The organism is Microcystis sp. M061S2 (genome assembly GCF_020245605.1).
GTDB lineage: Bacteria > Cyanobacteriota > Cyanobacteriia > Cyanobacteriales > Microcystaceae > Microcystis.
Window position 1 is genome coordinate 57,333 of sequence record NZ_JADBUP010000072.1, and the last position, 21,590, is coordinate 78,922.

At 42.5% G+C, this 21,590-nt stretch carries 24 protein-coding genes; 8 read left to right on the forward strand and 16 right to left on the reverse strand.

The genetic code is table 11. The annotated features are described in order from the left end of the window. Positions 1–290: 290 nt before the first annotated feature. Both IM475_RS12820 and IM475_RS12825 read right to left on the reverse strand, forming a co-directional pair. Positions 291–881: a DUF4276 family protein gene (locus IM475_RS12820; RefSeq protein ID WP_287727792.1), complete on the reverse strand. Its 591-nt coding sequence runs from the start codon at positions 879–881 to the stop codon at positions 291–293. Next, positions 881–2,065, reverse strand: a complete 1,185-nt coding sequence (locus tag IM475_RS12825) for an AAA family ATPase (protein ID WP_353737449.1) — start codon at positions 2,063–2,065, stop codon at positions 881–883. The genes IM475_RS12820 and IM475_RS12825 overlap by 1 nt, the downstream gene beginning before the upstream one ends. Before the next feature lie 238 nt (positions 2,066–2,303). On the opposite strand from IM475_RS12825, the gene IM475_RS12830 reads away from it, so the two are divergent. Further along, a complete protein-coding gene (locus IM475_RS12830) occupies positions 2,304–3,440 on the forward strand; it encodes a geranylgeranyl reductase family protein (RefSeq protein ID WP_287727794.1) in 1,137 nt (378 codons plus the stop codon). Here IM475_RS12830 and aroB read toward each other — a convergent pair. Next, complete coding sequence (aroB, locus tag IM475_RS12835) at positions 3,417–4,517, reverse strand: 3-dehydroquinate synthase (protein ID WP_287727796.1); 1,101 nt, start codon at positions 4,515–4,517, stop codon at positions 3,417–3,419. The two genes, IM475_RS12830 and aroB, sit on opposite strands and share 24 nt — an antisense overlap. A gap of 203 nt (positions 4,518–4,720) precedes the next feature. After that, on the reverse strand, positions 4,721–5,116 hold the full coding sequence (locus IM475_RS12840) for a hypothetical protein (protein WP_287727798.1): 396 nt from the start codon (positions 5,114–5,116) through the stop codon (positions 4,721–4,723). Between the two features lie 429 nt (positions 5,117–5,545). Between IM475_RS12840 and petN the strand changes: the two genes are divergently transcribed. The 4 genes from petN to IM475_RS12860 all read left to right on the forward strand — a co-directional run bounded on the left by petN (position 5,546) and on the right by IM475_RS12860 (position 8,688). After that, positions 5,546–5,635 (forward strand): cytochrome b6-f complex subunit PetN, encoded by a 90-nt coding sequence (gene petN / locus IM475_RS12845; RefSeq protein WP_012265708.1) that lies wholly within the window; start codon positions 5,546–5,548, stop codon positions 5,633–5,635. A 16-nt stretch (positions 5,636–5,651) separates the two neighbouring features. Then, positions 5,652–5,795 carry a hypothetical protein gene (locus IM475_RS12850; RefSeq protein WP_287657648.1) on the forward strand — a complete coding sequence of 48 codons (144 nt, stop codon included), beginning with the start codon at positions 5,652–5,654 and terminating at the stop codon, positions 5,793–5,795. A gap of 42 nt (positions 5,796–5,837) precedes the next feature. Further along, positions 5,838–7,091, forward strand: coding sequence for an exonuclease subunit SbcD (gene sbcD / locus IM475_RS12855; protein WP_287727800.1), 1,254 nt, complete (start codon positions 5,838–5,840; stop codon positions 7,089–7,091). Between the two features lie 151 nt (positions 7,092–7,242). Beyond that, positions 7,243–8,688: a serine/threonine-protein kinase gene (locus IM475_RS12860; RefSeq protein ID WP_287657646.1), complete on the forward strand. Its 1,446-nt coding sequence runs from the start codon at positions 7,243–7,245 to the stop codon at positions 8,686–8,688. A 6-nt stretch (positions 8,689–8,694) separates the two neighbouring features. Here the strand turns inward: IM475_RS12860 and IM475_RS12865 are convergent, their stop codons facing one another. From IM475_RS12865 to IM475_RS12915, 11 genes are all read right to left on the reverse strand, one after another. Beyond that, positions 8,695–9,147 (reverse strand): ATP-binding protein, encoded by a 453-nt coding sequence (locus IM475_RS12865; RefSeq protein WP_287657645.1) that lies wholly within the window; start codon positions 9,145–9,147, stop codon positions 8,695–8,697. Beyond that, positions 9,134–10,129, reverse strand: coding sequence for an anti-sigma factor antagonist (locus tag IM475_RS12870; protein ID WP_287657644.1), 996 nt, complete (start codon positions 10,127–10,129; stop codon positions 9,134–9,136). The genes IM475_RS12865 and IM475_RS12870 overlap by 14 nt, the downstream gene beginning before the upstream one ends. A 113-nt stretch (positions 10,130–10,242) precedes the next feature. Continuing rightward, a complete protein-coding gene (locus tag IM475_RS12875) occupies positions 10,243–10,893 on the reverse strand; it encodes a DUF3318 domain-containing protein (protein ID WP_002756971.1) in 651 nt (216 codons plus the stop codon). A 275-nt stretch (positions 10,894–11,168) separates the two neighbouring features. Continuing rightward, the gene (locus IM475_RS12880) at positions 11,169–11,798 is read right to left on the reverse strand and encodes a ribonuclease D (RefSeq protein ID WP_287727819.1); all 630 of its coding nucleotides are present in this window, start codon (positions 11,796–11,798) and stop codon (positions 11,169–11,171) included. Positions 11,799–11,907: 109 nt separating this feature from the next. After that, positions 11,908–12,891, reverse strand: coding sequence for a CAP domain-containing protein (locus tag IM475_RS12885; RefSeq protein WP_287727801.1), 984 nt, complete (start codon positions 12,889–12,891; stop codon positions 11,908–11,910). Between the two features lie 105 nt (positions 12,892–12,996). Beyond that, the gene (trpB, locus tag IM475_RS12890; RefSeq protein WP_287727802.1) at positions 12,997–14,244 is read right to left on the reverse strand and encodes a tryptophan synthase subunit beta; all 1,248 of its coding nucleotides are present in this window, start codon (positions 14,242–14,244) and stop codon (positions 12,997–12,999) included. 137 nt (positions 14,245–14,381) lie between these two features. Continuing rightward, positions 14,382–16,952 carry a DUF3536 domain-containing protein gene (locus IM475_RS12895; protein ID WP_287727804.1) on the reverse strand — a complete coding sequence of 857 codons (2,571 nt, stop codon included), beginning with the start codon at positions 16,950–16,952 and terminating at the stop codon, positions 14,382–14,384. 426 nt (positions 16,953–17,378) lie between these two features. Beyond that, positions 17,379–17,639, reverse strand: coding sequence for a Txe/YoeB family addiction module toxin (locus IM475_RS12900; protein ID WP_287727806.1), 261 nt, complete (start codon positions 17,637–17,639; stop codon positions 17,379–17,381). Next, on the reverse strand, positions 17,620–17,874 hold the full coding sequence (locus IM475_RS12905; protein WP_287727807.1) for a hypothetical protein: 255 nt from the start codon (positions 17,872–17,874) through the stop codon (positions 17,620–17,622). The genes IM475_RS12900 and IM475_RS12905 overlap by 20 nt, the downstream gene beginning before the upstream one ends. A gap of 163 nt (positions 17,875–18,037) precedes the next feature. Next, entirely contained in the window at positions 18,038–18,259 is a 222-nt protein-coding gene (locus tag IM475_RS12910; RefSeq protein ID WP_287657635.1) for a hypothetical protein, read from the reverse strand. After that, positions 18,225–18,497 carry a BrnT family toxin gene (locus IM475_RS12915; RefSeq protein ID WP_287727808.1) on the reverse strand — a complete coding sequence of 91 codons (273 nt, stop codon included), beginning with the start codon at positions 18,495–18,497 and terminating at the stop codon, positions 18,225–18,227. The genes IM475_RS12910 and IM475_RS12915 overlap by 35 nt, the downstream gene beginning before the upstream one ends. Here IM475_RS12915 and IM475_RS12920 point away from each other — a divergent pair. From IM475_RS12920 to IM475_RS12930, 3 genes are all read left to right on the forward strand, one after another. Continuing rightward, positions 18,447–18,674 carry a hypothetical protein gene (locus tag IM475_RS12920; protein ID WP_287727820.1) on the forward strand — a complete coding sequence of 76 codons (228 nt, stop codon included), beginning with the start codon at positions 18,447–18,449 and terminating at the stop codon, positions 18,672–18,674. The two genes, IM475_RS12915 and IM475_RS12920, sit on opposite strands and share 51 nt — an antisense overlap. A gap of 201 nt (positions 18,675–18,875) precedes the next feature. Continuing rightward, a complete protein-coding gene (locus IM475_RS12925; protein WP_287727810.1) occupies positions 18,876–19,415 on the forward strand; it encodes a hypothetical protein in 540 nt (179 codons plus the stop codon). 394 nt (positions 19,416–19,809) lie between these two features. Then, positions 19,810–20,352 carry an REP-associated tyrosine transposase gene (locus IM475_RS12930; RefSeq protein ID WP_287727812.1) on the forward strand — a complete coding sequence of 181 codons (543 nt, stop codon included), beginning with the start codon at positions 19,810–19,812 and terminating at the stop codon, positions 20,350–20,352. Positions 20,353–20,599: 247 nt separating this feature from the next. On the opposite strand, the gene IM475_RS12935 is transcribed toward IM475_RS12930, so the two are convergent. Continuing rightward, a complete protein-coding gene (locus IM475_RS12935; protein ID WP_159249563.1) occupies positions 20,600–21,307 on the reverse strand; it encodes a calcium-binding protein in 708 nt (235 codons plus the stop codon). Positions 21,308–21,590: the final 283 nt, after the last annotated feature.

A 21,590-nucleotide genomic window follows, 5' to 3' on the forward strand; every position in this document is an offset into this window, starting at 1 on the left:
GTTCTGCCGGGGGGAATATTTTTGGGCGCAAAAATGCCTAAATCTTCCCCCGCTCACTCCCAAGGCCGGCACTTTTTGATTTTAAAAAACCCTAAAGATATTATCCAACAAGATTTTTATACCAATTCTCCAAAGTCTGACTACAGAAGTTTAATCCCCCTAAATCCCCCTTAAAAAGGGTGACTTAAATTCGATGTGTAGTTTTAATTTAGAGAAATGGTATTAGATTTTTTCAGCCAACTCTAGTTAGGAGTTTACAAGCTTTTAATTATATTAGGTCGAGGTCTATTCTAGTTCGGGTTCGGATTGGGGCGTTGTATCATTTCCACAACATTTTTGATACCTTGGATAAAAGTTTGAAAACTACGCGATTTATTTTCAGTTAGGGAAAGATGGGGGGCAATCTGTTTAGAGTGGGTTCCTGCATAATACTCTTTCACTAGCTTTTTTAATTCTTGTTTGGCCGAGTTGAGCTGGTCTGGTTCTCTGTATTTACTTTTATTTTGTTTTTGGCCGAGACTATTTAAATTATACGCCTTGGCCACTGCTGCTAAATCTCCCAGAAACCAAGATTCTAATTCATGGCAAATAATCCGAATTAAGACTTGAGCATCACTGGCATTTTGACAAATTTGCCCTAGTTTCTTTTTGAGTTCTTGACAATCGTGGGAATCCTGATCGTGGACAATAATAAATTTGGTATTGGGACTAGATTTCTTGAAAGCTTTGAGTTTTATAGGAATAGATTTTGCTAGGTCTTGTTTACCTTGATGACTAATACATATATAGCTGATTTCTGGGGGAATAAGTTTAGGCAAAAGTTCTTCTAACACATTTTTTATAGATGACTCTTCTAGCAAAAATACGATATCATAGTTCATTATGGTGCTACTCCTTCAAACCAGCCTTGATTCCAAAGATAGCCGGGTAAATCGCCTGCCGCTACTAAGTTTTTGAGGATTTCGCTATCGTTAGCCCTATGGATTTGGGTGATACCTTGGGATTTAATTAGCCAGAAAATACTATCTAGTGGAACCGCATTGATAAAATCGGGGGAGTGGCTAGAAACAAATACCTGACCCCCCTGATCGCTATAGTGGGCGAATTCTTCGGCTAGTTCTTTTAATAAAGTAGGATAAAGTTGGTTTTCTGGTTCTTCGACACAGAGTAGGGGATGAGGATTGGGATCGAATAGTAATGTTAAATAAGCGAACATTTTCATAGTCCCGTCAGAAACATAGCGATCAATAAAAGGGTCTTTAAAGGCCTGATCTTGAAAACGTAAAATCAAGCGACCGTCTTCGGTTTCTTTGGCTTCCACAGAGGAAATACCCGGAACTCTTTGTTTCATTTTTTCGAGAATTTGCTGAAAAATTGTGGGATATTGTTGATAAATATATTGAGCAACTGTAGCTATATTGTCGCCAGTAGGGGATAAGTGTTCAGCATAAGATATTTCTTTACTTCCTCTAGCTTCGCTAATATGAAAGTCAGAAACGTGCCAATTTTCAATCAGAGAACGAAAGGCTGTAGCGGCTTTAAAACGTTGAAATTGTCCTAATCCTTTGATTGCTAGTATATCGTTAGATTCTAGCTGTTGTTCTTCTCGATCGAGTTCTTTATCCGGTTTACTAAAATCTTCTTCGTTGGTGATAGCATATCCTTGACCAAGTTGAAAATCTAAAAAATGAAAAGGTTTACCGTGTTCACCCCGTTTATAGCGAAGTATTTCGCGTTTGATAACAGGGCGATTTTTGTTTTGTCCAATTATAAGTATATAAGTAACCAGACGTTCTGTATCTAAGATTTTCATGCGAAATTGCAGCTCGATTTCAATATCTTCCTGTTCTTGATCTCTAGTGATAATTTCTCTATAACCGCCGCGAATTTGTAAAGCTTGGCGAATGTTATTTTTGAGGGCATCTCGCAGAAACCCAAAAATATCAAATAGAGTAGATTTTCCCGTGCCGTTAGCTCCAATAATCACACAAAAAGGGGGAATATCTCTTATGTGTATGTTTTTAAACATACGATAGTTTTTTATTTTAATAGAAACAATTTTCATGATATAATCGAGCCGTTATAGTTTTTTTGATTATACAATTGATTAGGTGAAGATAATTGATCAATTAGCCAAAAAAGCCAGAGATTAGACTCTCTTGGACATTGGGGGATAAATCAGTTAGAAACTAGAGAGGCAAGCTCAACCGCCTGAAGAAGGGACAAGAAACCAGACTCAAGACAAGTTGCCAAAAATAGCGTAAATTGTCCATAAATTTGTTCAACGACTTAAATTAGTACAAATGTTTGACTGTATTATCATCGGTGCGGGACCAGCAGGAACGACGGCGGGTTATCATCTAGCTAAAAGGGGGCGATCGATCCTGATCCTCGATAAAGCGAAATTACCCCGTTATAAACCCTGTGGTGGTGGGGTATCCCCGGCAATTAAGCAGTGGTTTGATTTTGATTTTACCCCCGTGATCGAGAATACCGTCACGCAAGTGGAGTTTACTTGGAAACAGGGGGATGCCGCCACCACTAAGTTAAATATGCTAGAACCGATGTGGATGGTACAAAGGGATCGTTTCGATGATTTTTTAGGTCAACAGGCGATCGCAGTCGGGGCAACCATCCAAGATAACAGCGAAGTTACCCAGATCAAATTCCTTCAAGATCACTGGCAAGTTACCACATCCCAAGGAACATTTTCAGGTAAATATCTGATTGCTGCCGATGGTGTTAGGGGCAATACCAGTCGCTGGTTGGGATTACCGGCGAAAAACCAAACGATCGGGGCTACTCTCGAAATTACTAACGCAGGGGCTACTATTCCCCCCAAAAAAGCTTTTTTTGACTTTGGTTCCCTAAAAAATGGTTATATCTGGGCTTTTCCCAAGTCTAATGGTTACACAATTAGCGGTGCTTGTTTTAAGGGCAGCATCAAATCCGAGGAGCTGAAAAAACAACTGTTAGATTATGCCCGTCAAAAGGGCTGGAATTTACAGGATTATCGCTATAGTGAGTATGCTTTAGCCCTTTGGAACGGAAATCAACCGCTACACGCCCAAAATGCCCTAATTACAGGAGAAGCGGCAGGGATTCTCGATCCTCTCATCGGTGAGGGTATCCGTCCGGCAATTTTGACGGGAGTTAAGGCAGCCGAGGCGATCGATCGAGCTTTAGCCGGAGATAATCAGGCTTTAGCGGGCTATAGTCGGATAATTCGGGAAGAATGGGGGGAAGATATGGCTTTAGCGGCCAAATTAGCCGGTTTATTCTATCAATTTACCCAAATCGCCTACAATATCGCCGTTAAACGCCCGATCGCCGGTCAACTGATGGGACGTATTCTCGTGGGAGATTTAAAATACCGGGATGTTACGGAACAAGCGATGCAACAATTGAAAAAGCTTTTACTGCCCGGATTCGGTTGGTGATAACACCTCGCGCACCAGGGTGGGGGTGACTCGATCGCTAATGGTGACTTGGCCGATTGCCGTTGGTAAAATAAATCTAACCTTGCCATCTTTAACCTTTTTATCGGCAGTGAGAGCATTGACCATCTCATCGGCATTTAAAGGCGGCATACGGGTTTCTAAGGCGGCTTTTTCGATTAAATCGGTTTGACGTTGATTTTCCCCGGCGGTCCACATTCCCAGTTTAACAGCGATCGCTCCTGCCGCCACCATCCCCATGGCCACCGCTTCCCCGTGGTTAACGCTAGTGTATCCCGTTAAACTTTCAATGCCGTGGGCGATCGTGTGACCATAGTTTAAGATCGCCCGCAAACCTGCTTCTTTTTCGTCTGTGCATACCACATCTGCTTTAGCTTGGCAAGACTTTGTAATAATTATTTGCAATAGCTCGCCATCGATCTGAGAAAAACTGGCTAAATTGTCCGAGTCTTCTAACTGTTGAAATAACTCGGCATCCCAAATTACACCGTATTTAATCACTTCTGCCATTCCAGCCCGAAATTCTCGCACGGGTAGGGTTTTAAGCACGCTAGGATCGATCAGAACTAATTTCGGTTGATAAAAGGCCCCGATCAGATTTTTGCCCTGGGGATGATTAACACCAGTTTTACCCCCGATGGAAGCGTCCACCATGGCTAAGAGAGTGGTGGGAACCTGGACAAAATTAACGCCCCGTAACCATGTGGCTGCCGCAAATCCCGTCATATCACCGATTACACCACCACCGAGGGCAACCATAGTCGAGGAACGTTCCAGCCGGTGAGCGAGGGCGCTATCATAAACTTGGGCGATCGCATCGAGGGTTTTATAATTTTCGCCGGCGGGGATCAGATGAGTAAAAACGACAAATCCCGCTTTTTCTAGGGAATTAACGGCTATTTGTCCGTAATAGTCAAAAATTTCGGGATTAGAAACCAATAAAACCTTTTTACCTAAGCTTAAACGGCTCATTTCTGCACCGAGATTAGCTAAACTGCCCTTCTCGATCAGAATATTATAGGAGCGATCGGGTAAATTAACGGGAATACAAATAGCCATAGGGTGTGGGGTGTGGGGTGTGGGGTGTGGGGTGTGGGGTGTGGGGTGATGTTTCAGTGATCAGTAAACAGTGATCAGTGATCAGTGATCAGTAAACAGTGATCAGTAAACAGTAAAAAAGCAGCTCCGAGCTTGTCGCTTAATACTATTCACTGAAAACTTAAATCTGATGACTGATAACTGATAACTGATAACTGAGTCGGTTATTGGCGCAGCTTAGTCAACTCTAAGAGCAGACGACAGGATAAAAAACAGATAAAGCTCTCTCCCAGAAAGAGACTTAAGCGCCAAGCGTCAGCGATCAAGTCTGTGGATAATTGTAGGGGAACTAGGCCGCGGACTAGGGCAAAAGCTGCCACTGTACCATCTTTGAGATGGGGATTATCATCGTTACGGACGACATAACGATAGGTGACACCGAAGAGAAATCCGCTAATTATCGCCCCGGATATCTTGACAAAAGCGCTAATTATTGTGAGCGATTCCCCTAAAAATAGTCGATCAACAGTTAAAAATAGCAGATAGGGAACCAGGAAAGCCAGAGCCGAGATACTCCCCACCTGTATGGATTCGATTCTTTCCTTGAGCGTAATTTGCACGATCGCCTCTCTAAAACGGAGTCACTGATGAAGTATTATCGAAAATTTGGGTTGAAAACCTCGCCCTTTAGGGCGACTTTATGTTAGCATTAAATTGAGTCGTTGACTTTGGGAACGCAGGAAACAAGCGACACTCCGTAATCCCTAAATCTCTAACCATCACTGGTACAAAAGCTTTCATAGTAAGTCCACATGGTAAGAGCGAAAAACAATTAAATACTGTGGGACACACAGAAATTTACGCTTGGGGAGTAGTCTTTAAGAGTGCTTGCCTTGTAGGTGTAGTCGGACTAGACATGAAACTGTAAGACCAAAATTAGCTTTGCTAGTAGCGGCAAGATTCAGCCCAAGAATCTCCGCACTTTTAGGGCGGAGAGTGTCAAAAATTGAGTAGTTATCTCCTAAGTAATTCGTTTAACAAAGGCAATTATGGATATTTTGACACTTGGTTGGGTTAGCATTCTCGCCCTGTTCACTTGGTCGATCGCCATGGTGGTTTGGGGTCGTAACGGTTTCTAGGTAATCTATAGATACCATGGAAACATCCTTGATTCTCAACACTCTCTTTCTTGTCGCCTTAATTCTTCTCGTTGTCGTTAGTGGTGGTATTCTCTACCTGACGACTACAGAATGGCGTGATCGCCGTCGTCAAGATCGCGATAAAAAATTAGGAAAATAATCCTGAACAGGTGTACTTAATTACGCCTGTTTTTCCTTTACTATGATTAAAATACTGCACTTATCGGATATTCACATGGGGAGCGGTTTTTCCCATGGACGTTTAAATCCAAAAACGGGGTTAAATACTCGTTTAGAGGATTTTATGGGCAGTTTAAGCCTCTGTATCGATCGGGCTATTGCTAACCCTGTGGATCTAGTGCTTTTTGGGGGAGATGCCTTTCCCGATGCCACTCCTCCTCCTTTTGTTCACGAAGCTTTTGCCGGTCAATTCCGTCGTCTTGCCGATGCTAATATCCCGACGGTGTTATTAGTGGGTAATCACGATCAACATTCTCAGGGTAATGGCGGTGTCAGTCTCTCCATCTATCGTACCCTAGCGGTGCCGGGGTTTATTGTTGGCGATCGCCTGACCACCCATCGCATCACCACCCGCAACGGCGATATCCAAGTAATTACTTTACCCTGGTTAACCCGCGCCACTCTCTTAACCCGTCCCGAAACCGAGGGTTTATCCTTGAGTGGGGTAAATGAATTATTAATTAACCGTTTGGAACCAGTTTTAGAAGGAGAAATCCGCCAATTAGATACAAGTTTACCAACAGTTTTATTAGCCCATTTAATGGCCGATCGAGCTAGTTTAGGAGCAGAAAGATTTTTAGCGGTTGGTAAAGGTTTTACCGTGCCTTTATCCCTGCTAAATCGTCCACAATTCGAGTACGTTGCCCTCGGTCATGTTCACAAACACCAGAATCTTAATCCTAGCAATGATCCGCCCATTGTCTATCCGGGGAGCATCGATCGAGTGGATTTTAGCGAGGAAAAAGAAGATAAGGGCTATGTTTTAATAGAAGTGGCTAAAGGAGAGGTTAAATGGGAATTTTGCCCTTTACCCGTGCGTCCTTTCCGTTCCATCGAAGTGGATGTTTCCGAGGCAGAAAACCCCCAAAAAGAATTGCTGAAAGCTCTGAAAAAATACGATATTCAGGAAGCAGTTATCCGCTTAGTTTATAAAATTCGCAGTGAGCAATTAGAACTAATCAACACCAATCAGCTTGATGAGGCGTTAAAACCTGCCCATAGCTATAGTATTCGGGCGGAGTTAATTAGTCAATTAACCCGTCCCCGTTTACCTGAATTAGGGGTGGGTAATCAATTAGATCCGATGGAGGCGTTAAAAGCTTATATCGATAATAAGACAGATTTGCGCGATATTGTCGATGATATGTTAGAGGCAGCCCAGCTTTTATTAAATCAACAGCCAGAAATTTGGCCGGAGCAAGAAAGCTCGATTTAGCTATCAGCTATCAGTTATCAGTTATCAGTAATCAGTTATCAGTAATCAGTAATCAGTTATCAGTAATCAGTTATCAGTTGTCGGTTATCAGTTCACTGTTCACTGTTTACTGATAACTGAAGCATCTTCCCTATCCCTGTTGAAACTAGCCATGAGTTTATGTCTTAATCCCGATTGTCTATATAACAATGATCCTACAGATAAATTCTGTCAAAAATGTCGCTTTCAATTATTAATAAAAGATCGTTATCGTGCTATAAAATTAATTGGTCAAGGAGGTTTCGGTAAAACTTTTCAAGCAATTGATGAGGATAAACCTTCTAAACCTTATTGTGTGATTAAACAATTTTTTCCTAGCGCTCAAGGCAGTAATGCTCTCAAGAAAGCGGCGGAATTATTTAAAGAAGAAGCGATTAGTTTAGATAATCTCGGTCAACACCCACAAATTCCCTCCCTCTATGCCTATTTTACCAGCAATGATGGGCGACAATATCTTGTGCAAGAATATATTGAGGGAGAAAATCTAGAACAAGAATTACAAAGCGAGGGAGTTTTTAATGAAGAAAAGATCAAACATCTTTTATTAGAAATTTTGCCAATTCTTGATTTTATCCACGCTAAAAGAGTCATTCATCGGGATATTAAACCAGCGAATATAATTAGGAGACGCAGCGATAATAAAATAATTTTAGTGGATTTCGGTGCCTCTAAATTTATAACCATTGCTAATCTTTCCCTGACAGGAACAGTGATCGGTTCGGCGGGATATATCGCTCCAGAACAAAGTAATGGCAAAGCGATTAATAGTAGTGATTTATATAGTTTGGGAGTCACTTGTATCTATTTATTAACGGGAATATCTCCCTTTGAATTATTCGATGTGAGTGAACATGAATGGGTATGGAGACAGCACCTGATTAATAATCCTGTTAGTGTTGAATTAGGTAAAATTTTAGATAAATTAATTGAATTTGGCACCAAAAAACGTTATCAATCAGCTGGGGAAGTCCTGCAAGAGTTAGCAGTAAAATTAGCTGCAGTGATTCCGCCAAAACCCCGATCACAGAATACAATTCAAGAAACGGTTTTGCCAGTTTTTCCAGCCGGCATCAGGGAGGAAATTAACCTCAAAAGTGCCAAGGCAATTAATTACACTAACCTACGGGATTTATTAGCGCAAGAAAAATGGCAGGAAGCCGATCAAGAAACAGCTAATTTATTATTAAAAGTTGCCGATCGAACTAAAGAAAAATATCTTAAGATAGAAGATATAGATAACTTTCCCTGTGAAGATTTAGCCACTATCAATCAACTCTGGTTACAATATAGTCAGGGAAAATTCGGTATATCTGTTCAGAAAAGAATTTATGAAAGTTTGGGAGGAAGCGGCAATTATGATCAACAAAAATGGAACGATTTTGGATCAAAAGTCGGTTGGCGAGTTAATAACAAGTGGTTATACTACGATCAAATTACTTTCTCTCTCAAAGCACCCTGGGGACATCTCCCCACCCTTGTCTGGGGTGTGGGTGGTGGCATAATTCTTTTTTCTCGTCTGGAAACCTGTGCCATTGACGTAGTTTCTAACAGGGGATAAATTGACTTAAAAACTTTTCTGGAGAATTAAACAATTTCTCCCTTCGCCAGTGCGGATATATTGTAAAGTATCAGTAAGAGAACGCATAAAAATTAATCCTCGATCGCTTTCCATTTCCAAAGGTGCGACGGGATGTTGTTGTAGAGAATCAAGTTTTTCTTGGAGATCAAAAGGTTGACCGTGATCCCATATTCTTATTTCTAGAGAATGGGACTGTAAAGTTAATTCTAGATCGATCGGTGTGGTCGGTGGTAAATGTTGGTGAGCGTAACGGACAGCATTAGTAAATCCTTCCGCTAAAGCCACCTTACACTGCCAAAGCGCCGAGTCAGGTAGAAAGGAACTGCCGTGAGATTCAAACCATTGTAGGACTGGGATTAAAGCTGCCAATTCCGTCCGGACTTGTAGATGGAATTGGAGGGGGAAAGAAGGGGAATTTAAGACGTCAGAAGGCACCACTGTTTTTTTGAAAGAGAATCAAAATTGTTTTAAAAATCAGTTGTAGATCGTAGCCTAAACTCCAATTTTCTTGATAGCGCAGATCTAGTTGAATTACCTCTTCAAAATTACTCACCCGAGAGCGACCATTCACCTGCCATTCTCCCGTCATACCGGGTTTTACGTCTAAACGTTGCCATTGGGGAACATCGTAGCGTTCCACCTCATCGGGGGTGGGAGGACGAGTGCCAACAAGACTCATTTCACCGGTGATCACATTCCAAAACTGGGGCAATTCGTCCAAACTGGTGCGACGTAAAAATTTTCCTACCCGGGTAATCCGGGGATCATTTTTATTTTTAAAAAAAGCTCCCTCCGCTTGATTGGGGATTTTATCCTTGAGTGCTTCTGCATCCACACACATGGAACGAAACTTAAGAATTTTAAATTCCTTTCCCAACCAACCGCAGCGGGTTTGACTAAAAAAAATTGGACCCGGACTGTCTAACTTAATAGCGATAGCAATGGGGACAAAAATAACCCCCGTGATTAATAAACCCACGATCCCACCAACAATGTCAAGACCGCGCTTTAACCAACTGCGAATCGAAGGATGGGTTTCCGGTAGATGGTTTTCATTGGCAGTCAAGCTCTTTTCTTGGGCTGCTAGGGGGGAGGTTTGGAAAGTGAATAATTGATCTAGTCCCGTAATCGATAAAACCCCCATCACTGGGGGATGGACGTTAGCCAGCACTAACTCGATATTTTCTGCCTTGGCCGCTTTGAGATTATGGACTAAAGCACCCACGCCACTACTATCCATAAATTGAGTGGCATTTAGATCAAGAATGACTTTTTCGGGAGTGGGTGTTTGGGCGATGAGATGGTGAAACAGTTCCTTGAACTGTACTGCTTCCAAGACAGTCAAGCGATCGGGCATCCGCAAAACTGGATACTCCATCGGAATGATCAGAAAACGTGTTTCAGGAATTTGGGAAGTCATCGACACAAAGAGGTGGTTTGATAGATGAACAAGGCCTGATGACCTACCTAATGTTTACTACACTTTTCCCCAAATACCAATGGGTAATGTCACAGATTACCTGTAATTATCGGCTAACGAATCTCACCTAGGGGCGGACGGCCTTGGGTTTGGGCTTTCGCTTTGGCTGCACTCTTTCTCAGGGCATCTAAACGGGTCTCATAACGCTTACGCAGACGACGGTTGGGCGTTTGTTCAATTAGGGTTTTAAAGGCACTGCCTAGGCTCTTGTAGGCGTTGGGGAGAGAATAACCGAAACGGGTGGCTAGGGCGATCGCTTTTTCATCGGCTTCGATCGCTTCTTTGAGAATTTTATCGCCATTATTTTTGCGCCAGAGACGATAACCAGAAATCCCACATAATCCCATAGCCAAAAGCAATAATAACCCGTCCTGTACCCATAATTCCCCCACCGCACCACCTAGACCGATAGCGAGGGCGGCCATTTCCCAGCCTTCCCTCGGAATACTATCATTTTGAATCCTGGCCACTTCATGCCAAAAGAGCAAATTACGCTGATCAATGGCTAAATTTTCCCATTTGGCTAAATCTATCTGAATTTCTACCTCATCTCTGCCAATTTCTTCACAACGGATCAGGGGGGGGTTAACCTCTGTGGAACCTTCTACCGTTACCCAACTTTGTAATTCTGGGGGCAGTAGGGTTTTTAGGCGCCGAAGTTCGCTCATTTCGGCTCGTGCAGAGGAGGCCGCATAAGATGTCATAGATTTTTTACCTATTCTCTACCAATGACGATGATTTCTATTTTGGATCATAGCGGTCTTTTTTGTGATCTTGGCAGCTTTCGTCCCTAGGGAGCATTTTCAGTTATCAGTAACCAGTGATGGAAGTGGGGAAGTGGGAAGTGGGGGAGTGGGGAAGTGGGGAAGTGGGGAGAAACAATCCATAACTGGGTTTTTAAAGTTCGATTGGGAGTCAATCATACTATTAAAAACGGATTTGGTATTAGTGACAAAATATAGACTGTAACTTTTGCCGACTAATGCTCAAATATATCTTTGTATTGCTGTAAATCTAAAGCGGTGAAGATGGGGATACAACTAAAGCATTTTTGGGCTAATTCCCATCTTTCTTCTCTTTGCAGCATCACAATTAGTTTATCTCGCACTGACAGTAAATAGCGCACATCGTTAGCAGCATAACTCAGTTGTTGTGGGGTAAGATTAGCGGCATTTCCCCAATCAGAACTCTGAGCGGTTTTGTCTAATTCTATGCCTTCCAATTCCTGCACGAGGCTTTTTAAACCGTGACTGCTGGTATAAGTCCGAGCGAGTTTACTGGCGATTTTGGTGCAGAAAATCGGTTTAGTGGCAATGCCAAAAGTATGGGATAGTTGAGCCACATCAAAACGGGCAAAATGAAAGACTTTTTCTATCCGCTCATCTTCCATGACCTTTTTGAGATTAGGAGCCTCTGTTTGCCCCCTAAAAACGCGAATGGCGGTGACAAAACCACTGGGATCACAGAGTTGAATTAAACACAGTCGATCGCGCCCCGGTATTAATCCCATAGTTTCTGTATCTACAGCAATCGAATTAACCCCTAGATAACGGGATAATAGGTCATCGCTTAAATCTTGATCGCACACTTGAAAATTGTCTAAGTTCATATAGTTAGGAGTTAAGAGTTCAGGAAGTGGGGAAGTGGGGAAGTGGGGAAGTGGGATAAAAAAAGCCGAGAGATGATAGTTAAATTTAAATATCATCATGGTCATTTTGTCAACGCTTTTTAACAAAAAGTTGTGTAAAATAATATTCACCAGCATTATTTTTAGCGATACCGATACCGGTGAGATGATAATCACCAACCATATTTTTTTGATGACCGGGGCTATTAATCCAACCCTTGACGGCAACGCTAACGGGGTCAGGATATCCCTTCATAAAAGCCAAATTTTCGCCCATTTTTTCTAAAGGAATCTTCCTTTGTACTGCCTTGACTCTTCCCTCAAAACCATCATGACTAAAAGGAGCCTGTTTATTGGCCATTTTTTGACTAAATAAGCGAGCTTCATGACTAATACGAGCATCGAGACGTAGGGGCGGTAAATTTTGAGAAATTCGGTAGCGATTAACTTGATAATTAGTGTTCTCTTCGAGGGTAATAAAAAAAGATTGATTCCCGATAAAATCATAGCCAAGGGTATTAGTAGCAACGGGAGCGGATTGACGTTTTAAAAATATTTGAGTAAAGTACAATTTTCCTTGATTATCCGTCGCTACTCCAATCCCGGTACTATCAAAATCTCCCTCCATATTTTCCCGATGACCTTGACTTTTAATCCAACCATCCACAGCAATCATTACTGGGTCATCATAACCTTGATTAACTGCCACATTTTCCCCCACCGCTTGATAGGGAACTGAAACACCAATAGTTTGCGCTCTTTTGTCAAAATCTTGATGACTAAAAGGAACTAAACCCGCGGCCATACGTTGGCTATGTAATCTTGCTTGTTGCGAAATTGCCCGATTTAACAGTAGGGGAGATAAATTGCGAGATTGACGATAGCGATTGACCTCTTGATAGATTTTATTCTCTAAAACAAGTAAAGTTGCCGCATCTAAAGGAGAAGGAGAGGGAGAGAAAGAAGGTACGAGTTCCGTAAAAGAGCTATAGTTTAAGGCACTACAGGCCATTAAACTTGTCGATACAAGCATCAAAATTCCTAACTGATAACCCTTCTTAAAAGAACTTTTCATATTAAGCTAGTCTGGAACGAGGAACAGGTCAAAACGAATATCAAATTTAGATGCACAATAGCTTATCCCTCTCACTGATAACTGATAACTGATAACTGCTCACTGTTAACCATTCATCGATAAATATTTAGCCACCGATTGCACATCTTTATCACCCCGTCCAGAGAAATTAATAACAATGCGAGGACTACCGGTTACTTGCGGGCAAAGAGTTTCTAAATAGGCTAAAGCGTGGGCAGTTTCTAGAGCCGGAATAATCCCTTCTAAACGGGAAACTCTTTGAAAAGCTTCTAATGCTTCCTGGTCAGTGACACTGTAATATTCGGCGCGACCACTATCTTTTAAAAAGCTATGTTCTGGCCCGACTCCGGGATAATCTAAACCGGCACTAATTGAGTGGGCCTCGATAACTTGACCTTCGTTATCTTGTAATAAATAACTCATTGCTCCATGTAGAACCCCCGGTTGACCTTGGGTAAGGGTGGCTGCGTGTTTTCCGGAAGCGATACTTTCCCCGGCAGCCTCAACACCAATTAAACGCACGGCAGCTTCTTTAACAAACTCATGAAATAAACCCATAGCATTAGAACCACCCCCCACACAAGCGAGGAGAATATCCGGTAAACCGCCCCATTTTTCCAGACTTTGCTGACGAGTTTCTTGACCAATAACCGCGTGAAAATCGCGCACCATCATCGGATAGGGATGGGGACCGGCCACAGAACCAAGAATGTAGTGAGTGGTTTCGACATTAGTTACCCAGTCGCGAATCGCTTCCGAGGTGGCATCTTTCAGGGTTCCTGTCCCGGCGGCCACGGGTTGCACCGTCGCCCCAAGCAGTCTCATGCGGAAAACATTGAGTTCTTGGCGTTCCATGTCGTGAATTCCCATATAAATCACGCATTCTAGACCAAAACGAGCGCAAACCGTAGCGGTAGCCACGCCGTGCTGTCCTGCCCCGGTTTCGGCGATAATGCGCTTTTTACCCATGCGTTTGGCTAATAAAACCTGACCGAGGGCGTTATTAATCTTGTGGGCCCCGGTATGGTTTAAATCTTCCCGTTTTAGGTAAATTTGCGCCCCAGTACCGTCAGCTTTGGCATAATGGGCGGTGAGACGTTCGGCAAAATATAAGGGACTAGGTCTACCGACGTAATCCTTGAGCAGTTGATTTAATTCTTCTTGAAAATCGGGGTCGTCTTGATACTGATTATAGGCCGTTTCTAGTTCACTTAAGGCTGGCATCAGAGTTTCTGGGACGTATTTGCCCCCGTAGCGTCCAAAACGCCCAAAAGCATCGGGATACTGGGTTGCTGTGCCGGCTGAGGCAGGATAAATCGGCGTGATAGTCATGTAAACCTTGGATGAGAGACTTGTGATCTATTATAAATCTAAGGGTTTAGTCTCTGGGTTAACCTGAGTTTCAGGGCAATCATCGCCTAACCTACTTAATCATCAAAGGATGAGCATTGCCCACCCTTTGACTGATTTTACAGCCAAATACTCACATCAACTTTTAACACCTGTCCTAATAGTAATAACCATTTTAATTGAGTCATCGGCCAGGGACAGGAAGCATCTATTGAATTGGACCGCAAAGAATTAGGAACTAAACGATCATGGAAGTAATAATAGTATAATTCCTGAGAGCGATCGAGGGATAATCCTAGCTTTAATTGTTGGCTAACTTCAATTAAACGGGTGATTAAGCGAGTATCCTCCTCCGCCGTTAAAGGATCGCCATCGTGTAATAATTTCCCAAGAGATTGCCAGAGCAAACCTTCTAAGGTTTGACGCGCTTCGGGAATGTTTAATTGACAGTGTAAATGATTGGCTTCCTTAGCAATAGCCAATAATTGATCGAGATTATTCTCCGTTGCTTGCCGCTGCTCAAAATCTTTTTCTAGGGCATTAATCACCTGTAAACAACGGTGAGAAATGGCAATATCGGCCGCTACCTGTAACTCTTGAGGTACGGGCAGCTCATCCCGTTGGAAAGCCGCTAAAATACCATAATTATCCCGATAAACTTGGGTGTATAATTGATCGAGACGTTTTTTAGTTTCGGCTGTCACCTTCTGCATGATCCGGTGTCTTTCATCGGCAAAAAGATGGGGTAAAGCAAAAAAGTTTTCTCCCAATCCGCGCCCCATTTCTACGATCATGGTTGAGACACTGGCCTGTTGTAAAGATTCAAAGAGATGATCCTTAAGATTGGTATAGATTAACCGACTGTTAAAAGGTTGAATGCAGCAGTAAAAATCCCAACCTCCTAAATGTAGAACAGCAAAAACAAAATGTTCACTTTCTTGGGTAATTTCCGAGGTTAATTCCACCTGTCCCACTGCTAAAGTTAAAGACCCGATCGCTTGTTTTTGATAATCTAATTGACGGGTATTGTAACAATAAATCCGATGATGACTGGGATAATTGGTAAATAGGGAACTAATAGCGTAATGGGCCGCCACCCGTTCCAAATCCACCCGCGCAGAAGTGACCAATTGTCGATAGACATCGGCCCCATCTTGATATAACTTAACGTTACTGGGAGCGAAAGCTAGACGACTGAGGAAATTCATTTCTAATTGAATTCCGGCCACTTCTCCGGCTAATTCCAGGGCCCGGCCAGCATATCTCAAAATTTGCGTGCCTTCAGGTCGAGAAATTTCTTCAAAAAACCAGCCACAACTGGTAAACATCAATAAAGCTTGTCTTTGCATTTCTAATAAACGCAAAGCATCGATTTTCTCGCTTTTACTCAGGTTGCGACTTTGATGCAAAGCCAGGAAATGTTCGATCGCGTCTGGGGATCGATCTAAAATAACTGCAATGTAGTCATCCCTTGTCTGCCAAGGATCGCGGAAAAATTCCTGTCCCTGAATCTCATAGACCTTAATCAACTCATCTCTGAGCCAATTTAGGGACTCCCGCAGGGGTTTACGCCATTTTTGCTGGTAATTTCCCCCTCCCCCGCAACCACAGTCATCCTGCCAACGATTTACGCCATGGACGCAACTCCACGCGGTCACGGGTTTTAATTCCACTTCCCAAGTCGGGGGGCAAATACTGAGATAATGGGCGAAATTGGTGACTGTCCAGCCGTTTTTAGGGAAAGATTCCGTAAAAGCATAGCTAAGACACTTCTCTGTCCCCTGTTTGTGGTGGCCGAAGGTTTCCCCATCGGTAGCGACGCTGATTAACTGGGAGGGACGATGATCCCCTTTAATTGCCTGTCCCAGACGACCGACGAGAAAATCACTGCTGGCTAGGACATCATTAAAGCCCATATCCCGAGAAATTGGACCATCGTAGAAGAAAATATCCAGATAACGACCATCGGGGATGTAACAGCGATAGGGACGGGTGGGATCGATTTGACCTCCGGCCACCGCGTGCCATTGGGGGTGGGGATCATGGTCGCTAGGGAAAGGACGACAGCGCAGGGCTTGGGAAGGGGCTAAAATGGTGAATTTAATCCCTTCATCGATTAAAGCTGTCACTGTGGCTAAATCAATGGCTGTTTCCGCTAACCACATTCCTTCGGGATCGCGGCCGAAACGGTGCTGAAAATCGGCTTTTCCCCAGCGAATTTGGGTGTATTTGTCCTGTTTGTTGGCTAGGGGCAGAATGATATGATTATAGACCTGGGCGATGGCGTTACCATGACCGTTTAAGCGTTGACAACTTTTTTGATCCGCTGCCAGGATGCGTTGATAAACTTCGGGATCATGGGATTGCATCCATGACATGAGGGTGGCCCCGATGTTAAAGCTGAGATATTCGTAGTTATTGACTATTTTGATCACTTCCCCCCGGTCATTGTAAATGCGCGCAAAAGCATTGGCACGATAACACTCGTGATGGATGCGTTCATTCCAATTGTGGAAGGGATGGGCGCTCGGTTGCCGTTCAATTCTGTCTAGATAGGGATTTTCTCGCGGTGGTTGGTAAAAATGTCCGTGAACCGTGATATAAACTCCGTGAGCGGTTTTCAGGGGATCGACCCCCGTATCGGTATAGGAATAAAAGGTTGTAGAAGGATGTTCAACAAGATAAGTCATAGAAATGCCTAGAAAATCGGTTTTTTTGAGCGAAAATAGCTGTAGAATGTAGCGACCTGATGTTTAAAAAGACTGAAAACCTTGCCGTTTTTCACGGCCTTGGGGTCACAATATCACATTTTATTTTCCTAGCAAAGCTAGGGTTAACAATTCGCAACTTCTCTATACACAGCCCTCAGTAATACTAAATCTTGTTACAAAATCTAGCTTTTCCCGATAGGCTGTTGACTATCTCGGGCTGACTGACCATCCTTTGCCATCAGCGTTCTACCCTAAGAGAGATGCGAGCGCTCCTGCTGCTACCCAAAAAGCGATCGCCATTCCCCAAAAATTGCTCATTCCCAAAATGATCGACCCCCGCATTCCTATCCCAAGCAATGACAATTTTAAAGTTTAATCAACAAGATGACGGCGATTACATTGAGCCTAGTCATAATGAAATTTACAACTGATAATAATAATTTCTGTTTCTGTAATTTTATATACTAAGCGATGTTCATCATTAATGCGTCTTGACCAATAACCCTTGAGTTGATATTTTAACGGTTCGGGTTTACCGATTCCAGAGAAAGGATGGCACAATATATCATCAATTAAATCAACGATTTTTTTATAGAGTTTTTTGTTTTCTATCGACAATTCATTGAATTCTTTAAAAGCTTTCGGATCAAATACTATATTTTTCACTCCATTCTTTTGTGGTAATTGTCACTAAGTTTTCTTGATTTTCTATTCTGTCAATAGCTTCGGATAATTGACGCTGATTAGCTTCTGTTGAAAGAAGATATTCAGTTGTATCGGATTCAGAATCAGATACTAAAATAATAATATCCACATCTGTTCCTTCTTCTAGTTCCGCAGAATAAAGCTCTATTTTTCCTTCTCTGCCAACAATTCCTTTCTGTTTAATCGCTCTAATCATGATTTTTTCTCTTAAGATGTCAAACAATTATGGCTATTATATCAAAATCAGCATGAGTTAGAACTGATGAAGAAAAGCGATCGCCATTCCCCAAAAATTGCTCCTTCCCAAAGCGATCGCCCTTGGCGTTCCTATGCCAAGCAATGACAATTTTAAAGTTTAATCAACAAGATGACGGCGATCGCACTACAAGATCGGCATCTGTGATTGATGTACGGCGAAACTCATTTAATTCTTGTTGAGATAGGGGGAGACAGTCCGAATCTGCTTCGGCTGCTTTGTCAATTTCTTCCTCAGTCATTGCTGCAACTTTTTCCCAATCTGTCTTACCATGACTAACATTTTCGGGATCAAGTCTGACTCTGGTAATATTGTCGTCGTTCATTTTTATTGGCTCTCCTTGCTGAAATAATGCGGTATCTGCCGTTTCTTTTGGTATAGACGACAAATAAAACTACTTGGTTAACTATACCGATTACTTGAATTCTAGTTTCATTATAATCACGTTTATCTTCTCTTTCCAGACAGTTGGGATCTAGAAAAATGTTTTTTGCATCTTCAAAATCAATTTTATGCTTGCTCAAGTTGGAAGCAGCTTTATTATTGTCCCATTCTATCTCCATTTTATCGAGATTTTGTATCTAGTTCATAATATTTTTGATTACACGATCGCCCTTTCCCATCATCAAAAAGCGATCACCATTCCCCCAAAAATTGCTCCTCCCCAAAACGATCGCCTCTGCTGCTCATCAAAAAGCGATCGCCTGCTGCGTTCCTATCCCAAGCAATGGCAATTTTAAACCTTAATCAACAGGATAACAGCGAGCGCACGGTCGCACGGTAGGATGTGTTAGCGTAACGCATAATAATTACAAATTCATCATGATTAAAAGCAAAAAGGCGCGTTAATTAACGCACCTGACTTTGGCTTGATCTATTCGGAGCTTTTTCCAATGGGTTAGAATGCCAATAAATAGATAATCTACGAACTAGGAGCGTGCATGGACATAGAGACCAAGAACGATCTCATAGAAGAAATTCTCGCTGCATGGAAAGACCGAATCGGTGATGACTACTTGGGTTACAGGGGTCATGTCTATCGAATGTTCAATTTCTGTTTGGCACTCCATTCCTGCACCGAAGAAGAAAAGACCAAGTTGGCGATCGCCGCCTGCTTTCACGATCTAGGTCTTTGGTCGGCTCATACCGTGGACTACATCCCACCTTCGGTGTCTGAAGTAAAGAGGTACTTATCCGAAACTGGGCAACAGGAATGGTCTGAGGAAATTGGACTAATGGTCGAGATGCACCACAAGGTTCGCACCTACAAGACGGACCGCTATCCGCTGGTGGAACTCTTCAGAAGGGGCGATTTAGTTGATTTCTCCCTTGGTTTCTTTAAGTTCGGCATTCCTCCCGCCTATGTGAGCGAGGTCAAAAAGGCCATTCCAAATAAGGGATTTCACCGCTTTCTCATAAAAGGCGCACGCGAGTGGTTTGCAAAACATCCCTTCAGTCCACCACCCTTTATGAAGTGGTAATGCGATCGCTGATGGCGTAGGATGGGTTAGGGATGATTAAGGCGATCCCTTGTGGGCATGGCCAAATCACCAATAACATCAGCTAAAATCATTGAACTCACGGTGCGCTCATTTATCAAACCGAAAATTTGATCAATTGTCTCAAATGCAGTCTAGCAAACGCATTGAGCGTTCTACTCGAATATTTATTAGTACAAAAAGACCATTTTGAGGTTAACGAATTGATTAGGGTTTGAGCGAGCCAATCAGCGCTCGCCCTCTCAGCAATGTTATGCTTACCTTATTCGCTAAAAAGCATACAGAATAAAGGTTACAGTTTGGTAGGTTGGGTGATCGGTACTCAACCCAATGCCAGTTGAGTAAACATCAGTCCAATAAATGTTATTCTAACTTGATGCAATACCGTAGGGCAAAAACACCAGGAGCCACTTATTTTTTTACAGTTGTGACATACAATCGTCACAAAATTTTGTGTGAACCTAAAAATGTGGATTTACTACGAAATGCTTTTAAATATGTTATGCGACAACATCATTTTAAGATTGATGCTATTGTCATTTTACCAGATCACATTCATGCTCTTTGGACATTGCCTGAAACAGATGCAGATTTTTCAACTCGTTGGCGATTAATTAAAAGTTATTTTAGCCGTCAATGTCATTCTCAATATCAGGGTAAAATTTCAACATCTCGACAACATAAAGGAGAAAAGGCTATTTGGCAACGTCGCTTTTGGGAGCATCAAGTTCGAGATGATCGAGATTTTGTTAATCATCTCGAATACATCCATTACAATCCCGTGCATCATGGATTAGTAAATGCTCCGAAAGATTGGCAACACTCCAGTTTTCATCGTTATGTTGAAGAAGGAATTTATGATCAGATGTGGGGGGCTTCAGAAAGGCTGATCTTTGATAGTGATATTGGTATGGAATAAAATGTAGGTTGGGTTTCGTCGCATCAACCGACAAGATCAACTAAAATTTTTCAAAAATTCGGTGGGTTGGGTTAAGGAACGCAACCCAACAAATTAAAAGATAATGGTGTTAATTCGTTTTGGAAAGGGGATATTTTCTGTGTAGAAATGTTGGGTTTCCTTTCGTCAACCCAACCTACAAGGTCGGCGATCGCACTACAAGATCGGCGATCGCACTCCCCATCACAAAAAAAACGATCGCACTCCGTTACGTCGCAACGATATCGTTATTAGTCAGCAATAATCCTGTATTTAAAAGAGCGATTTGAACTTGGGCAGTACCTCCCAAACCGTCGGAATCGAAGAATAATGCACCGTTAACACTATCGTAAATAAAACGATGGGATGCAGTAGTAGCAGATGAGCCGATGCTGAATTGATTGCTTAGAATTGCACCACTGGAAGACAAACCGAATGCCGTCTTGTACACTAGAATGGTATCGTCAATGACAGAAAAATCGGTAATCCAGTCAACCCCATAAGTGGGGGAATAAAAATCAAAGAAATCAGCATTCGCCCCGCCTGTCAGAGTATCATTCCCTTGTCCTCCAGCTAGAACATCGATTCCCAAACCACCGATTAAAACGTCATTTCCCCAACCGCCCCCCAAAACATCATTTCCTGCGTCTCCGATGAGATAATCATCTCCCAGTCCACCAGTCAGAATGTCGTCTCCAGCCCCCCCGCTCAAATAATCCTGACCGTCATCGCCGAAAAGTTTGTCATTTCCGTCCTCCCCATACAACCAATCATCTCCAATCCCCCCATAGGCATTATCACTTCCTGTTCCACCGTAAATAACATCATTTCCACCATTACCGTAAAGGTTGTCATGGCCAGCCTGTCCGTAAATTGTATCGCTGGACGAAGTTCCATTCAACGAATTGTTAGAATTGTTACCATAAATTGTAGCCATCGTTGTTTACTCCGCTATATTTCAAGAAATTGTTTATAGCACTTCTCGCATCTGTGCGGCACAGTTAAACCCTTGCCGATACCGATTAGGCTGTTCAGGATTGGGAATGTACCTCTTGTGAATCAGAAACTCTATATTCCGAATTGTATGGCATAGAACGAGTTAGTTAGGACAGATGCCTGAAGGCTTTACTCACAGCATCCACAAGGTTTTCACTATCATTGATAATCTGACTAACATAGTTTTTCAATCTAGCCCAGAACTTTTCAATTTTGTTGAGATC

Bases quoted from the DNA above. Each gene is read 5' to 3' on its own strand.
- IM475_RS12820 (WP_287727792.1), bottom strand. From the start codon at position 881: ATGAACTATGATATCGTATTTTTGCTAGAAGAGTCATCTATAAAAAAT.
- IM475_RS12825 (WP_353737449.1), bottom strand. From the start codon at position 2,065: ATGAAAATTGTTTCTATTAAAATAAAAAACTATCGTATGTTTAAAAAC.
- IM475_RS12830 (WP_287727794.1), top strand. From the start codon at position 2,304: ATGTTTGACTGTATTATCATCGGTGCGGGACCAGCAGGAACGACGGCG.
- aroB (WP_287727796.1), bottom strand. From the start codon at position 4,517: ATGGCTATTTGTATTCCCGTTAATTTACCCGATCGCTCCTATAATATT.
- petN (WP_012265708.1), top strand. From the start codon at position 5,546: ATGGATATTTTGACACTTGGTTGGGTTAGCATTCTCGCCCTGTTCACT.
- IM475_RS12850 (WP_287657648.1), top strand. From the start codon at position 5,652: ATGGAAACATCCTTGATTCTCAACACTCTCTTTCTTGTCGCCTTAATT.
- sbcD (WP_287727800.1), top strand. From the start codon at position 5,838: ATGATTAAAATACTGCACTTATCGGATATTCACATGGGGAGCGGTTTT.
- IM475_RS12860 (WP_287657646.1), top strand. From the start codon at position 7,243: ATGAGTTTATGTCTTAATCCCGATTGTCTATATAACAATGATCCTACA.
- IM475_RS12870 (WP_287657644.1), bottom strand. From the start codon at position 10,129: ATGACTTCCCAAATTCCTGAAACACGTTTTCTGATCATTCCGATGGAG.
- IM475_RS12875 (WP_002756971.1), bottom strand. From the start codon at position 10,893: ATGACATCTTATGCGGCCTCCTCTGCACGAGCCGAAATGAGCGAACTT.
- IM475_RS12880 (WP_287727819.1), bottom strand. From the start codon at position 11,798: ATGAACTTAGACAATTTTCAAGTGTGCGATCAAGATTTAAGCGATGAC.
- IM475_RS12885 (WP_287727801.1), bottom strand. From the start codon at position 12,891: ATGAAAAGTTCTTTTAAGAAGGGTTATCAGTTAGGAATTTTGATGCTT.
- trpB (WP_287727802.1), bottom strand. From the start codon at position 14,244: ATGACTATCACGCCGATTTATCCTGCCTCAGCCGGCACAGCAACCCAG.
- IM475_RS12895 (WP_287727804.1), bottom strand. From the start codon at position 16,952: ATGACTTATCTTGTTGAACATCCTTCTACAACCTTTTATTCCTATACC.
- IM475_RS12905 (WP_287727807.1), bottom strand. From the start codon at position 17,874: ATGATTAGAGCGATTAAACAGAAAGGAATTGTTGGCAGAGAAGGAAAA.
- IM475_RS12910 (WP_287657635.1), bottom strand. From the start codon at position 18,259: ATGAACGACGACAATATTACCAGAGTCAGACTTGATCCCGAAAATGTT.
- IM475_RS12920 (WP_287727820.1), top strand. From the start codon at position 18,447: ATGCTTGCTCAAGTTGGAAGCAGCTTTATTATTGTCCCATTCTATCTC.
- IM475_RS12915 (WP_287727808.1), bottom strand. From the start codon at position 18,497: ATGGAGATAGAATGGGACAATAATAAAGCTGCTTCCAACTTGAGCAAG.
- IM475_RS12925 (WP_287727810.1), top strand. From the start codon at position 18,876: ATGGACATAGAGACCAAGAACGATCTCATAGAAGAAATTCTCGCTGCA.
- IM475_RS12930 (WP_287727812.1), top strand. From the start codon at position 19,810: ATGCAATACCGTAGGGCAAAAACACCAGGAGCCACTTATTTTTTTACA.
- IM475_RS12935 (WP_159249563.1), bottom strand. From the start codon at position 21,307: ATGGCTACAATTTATGGTAACAATTCTAACAATTCGTTGAATGGAACT.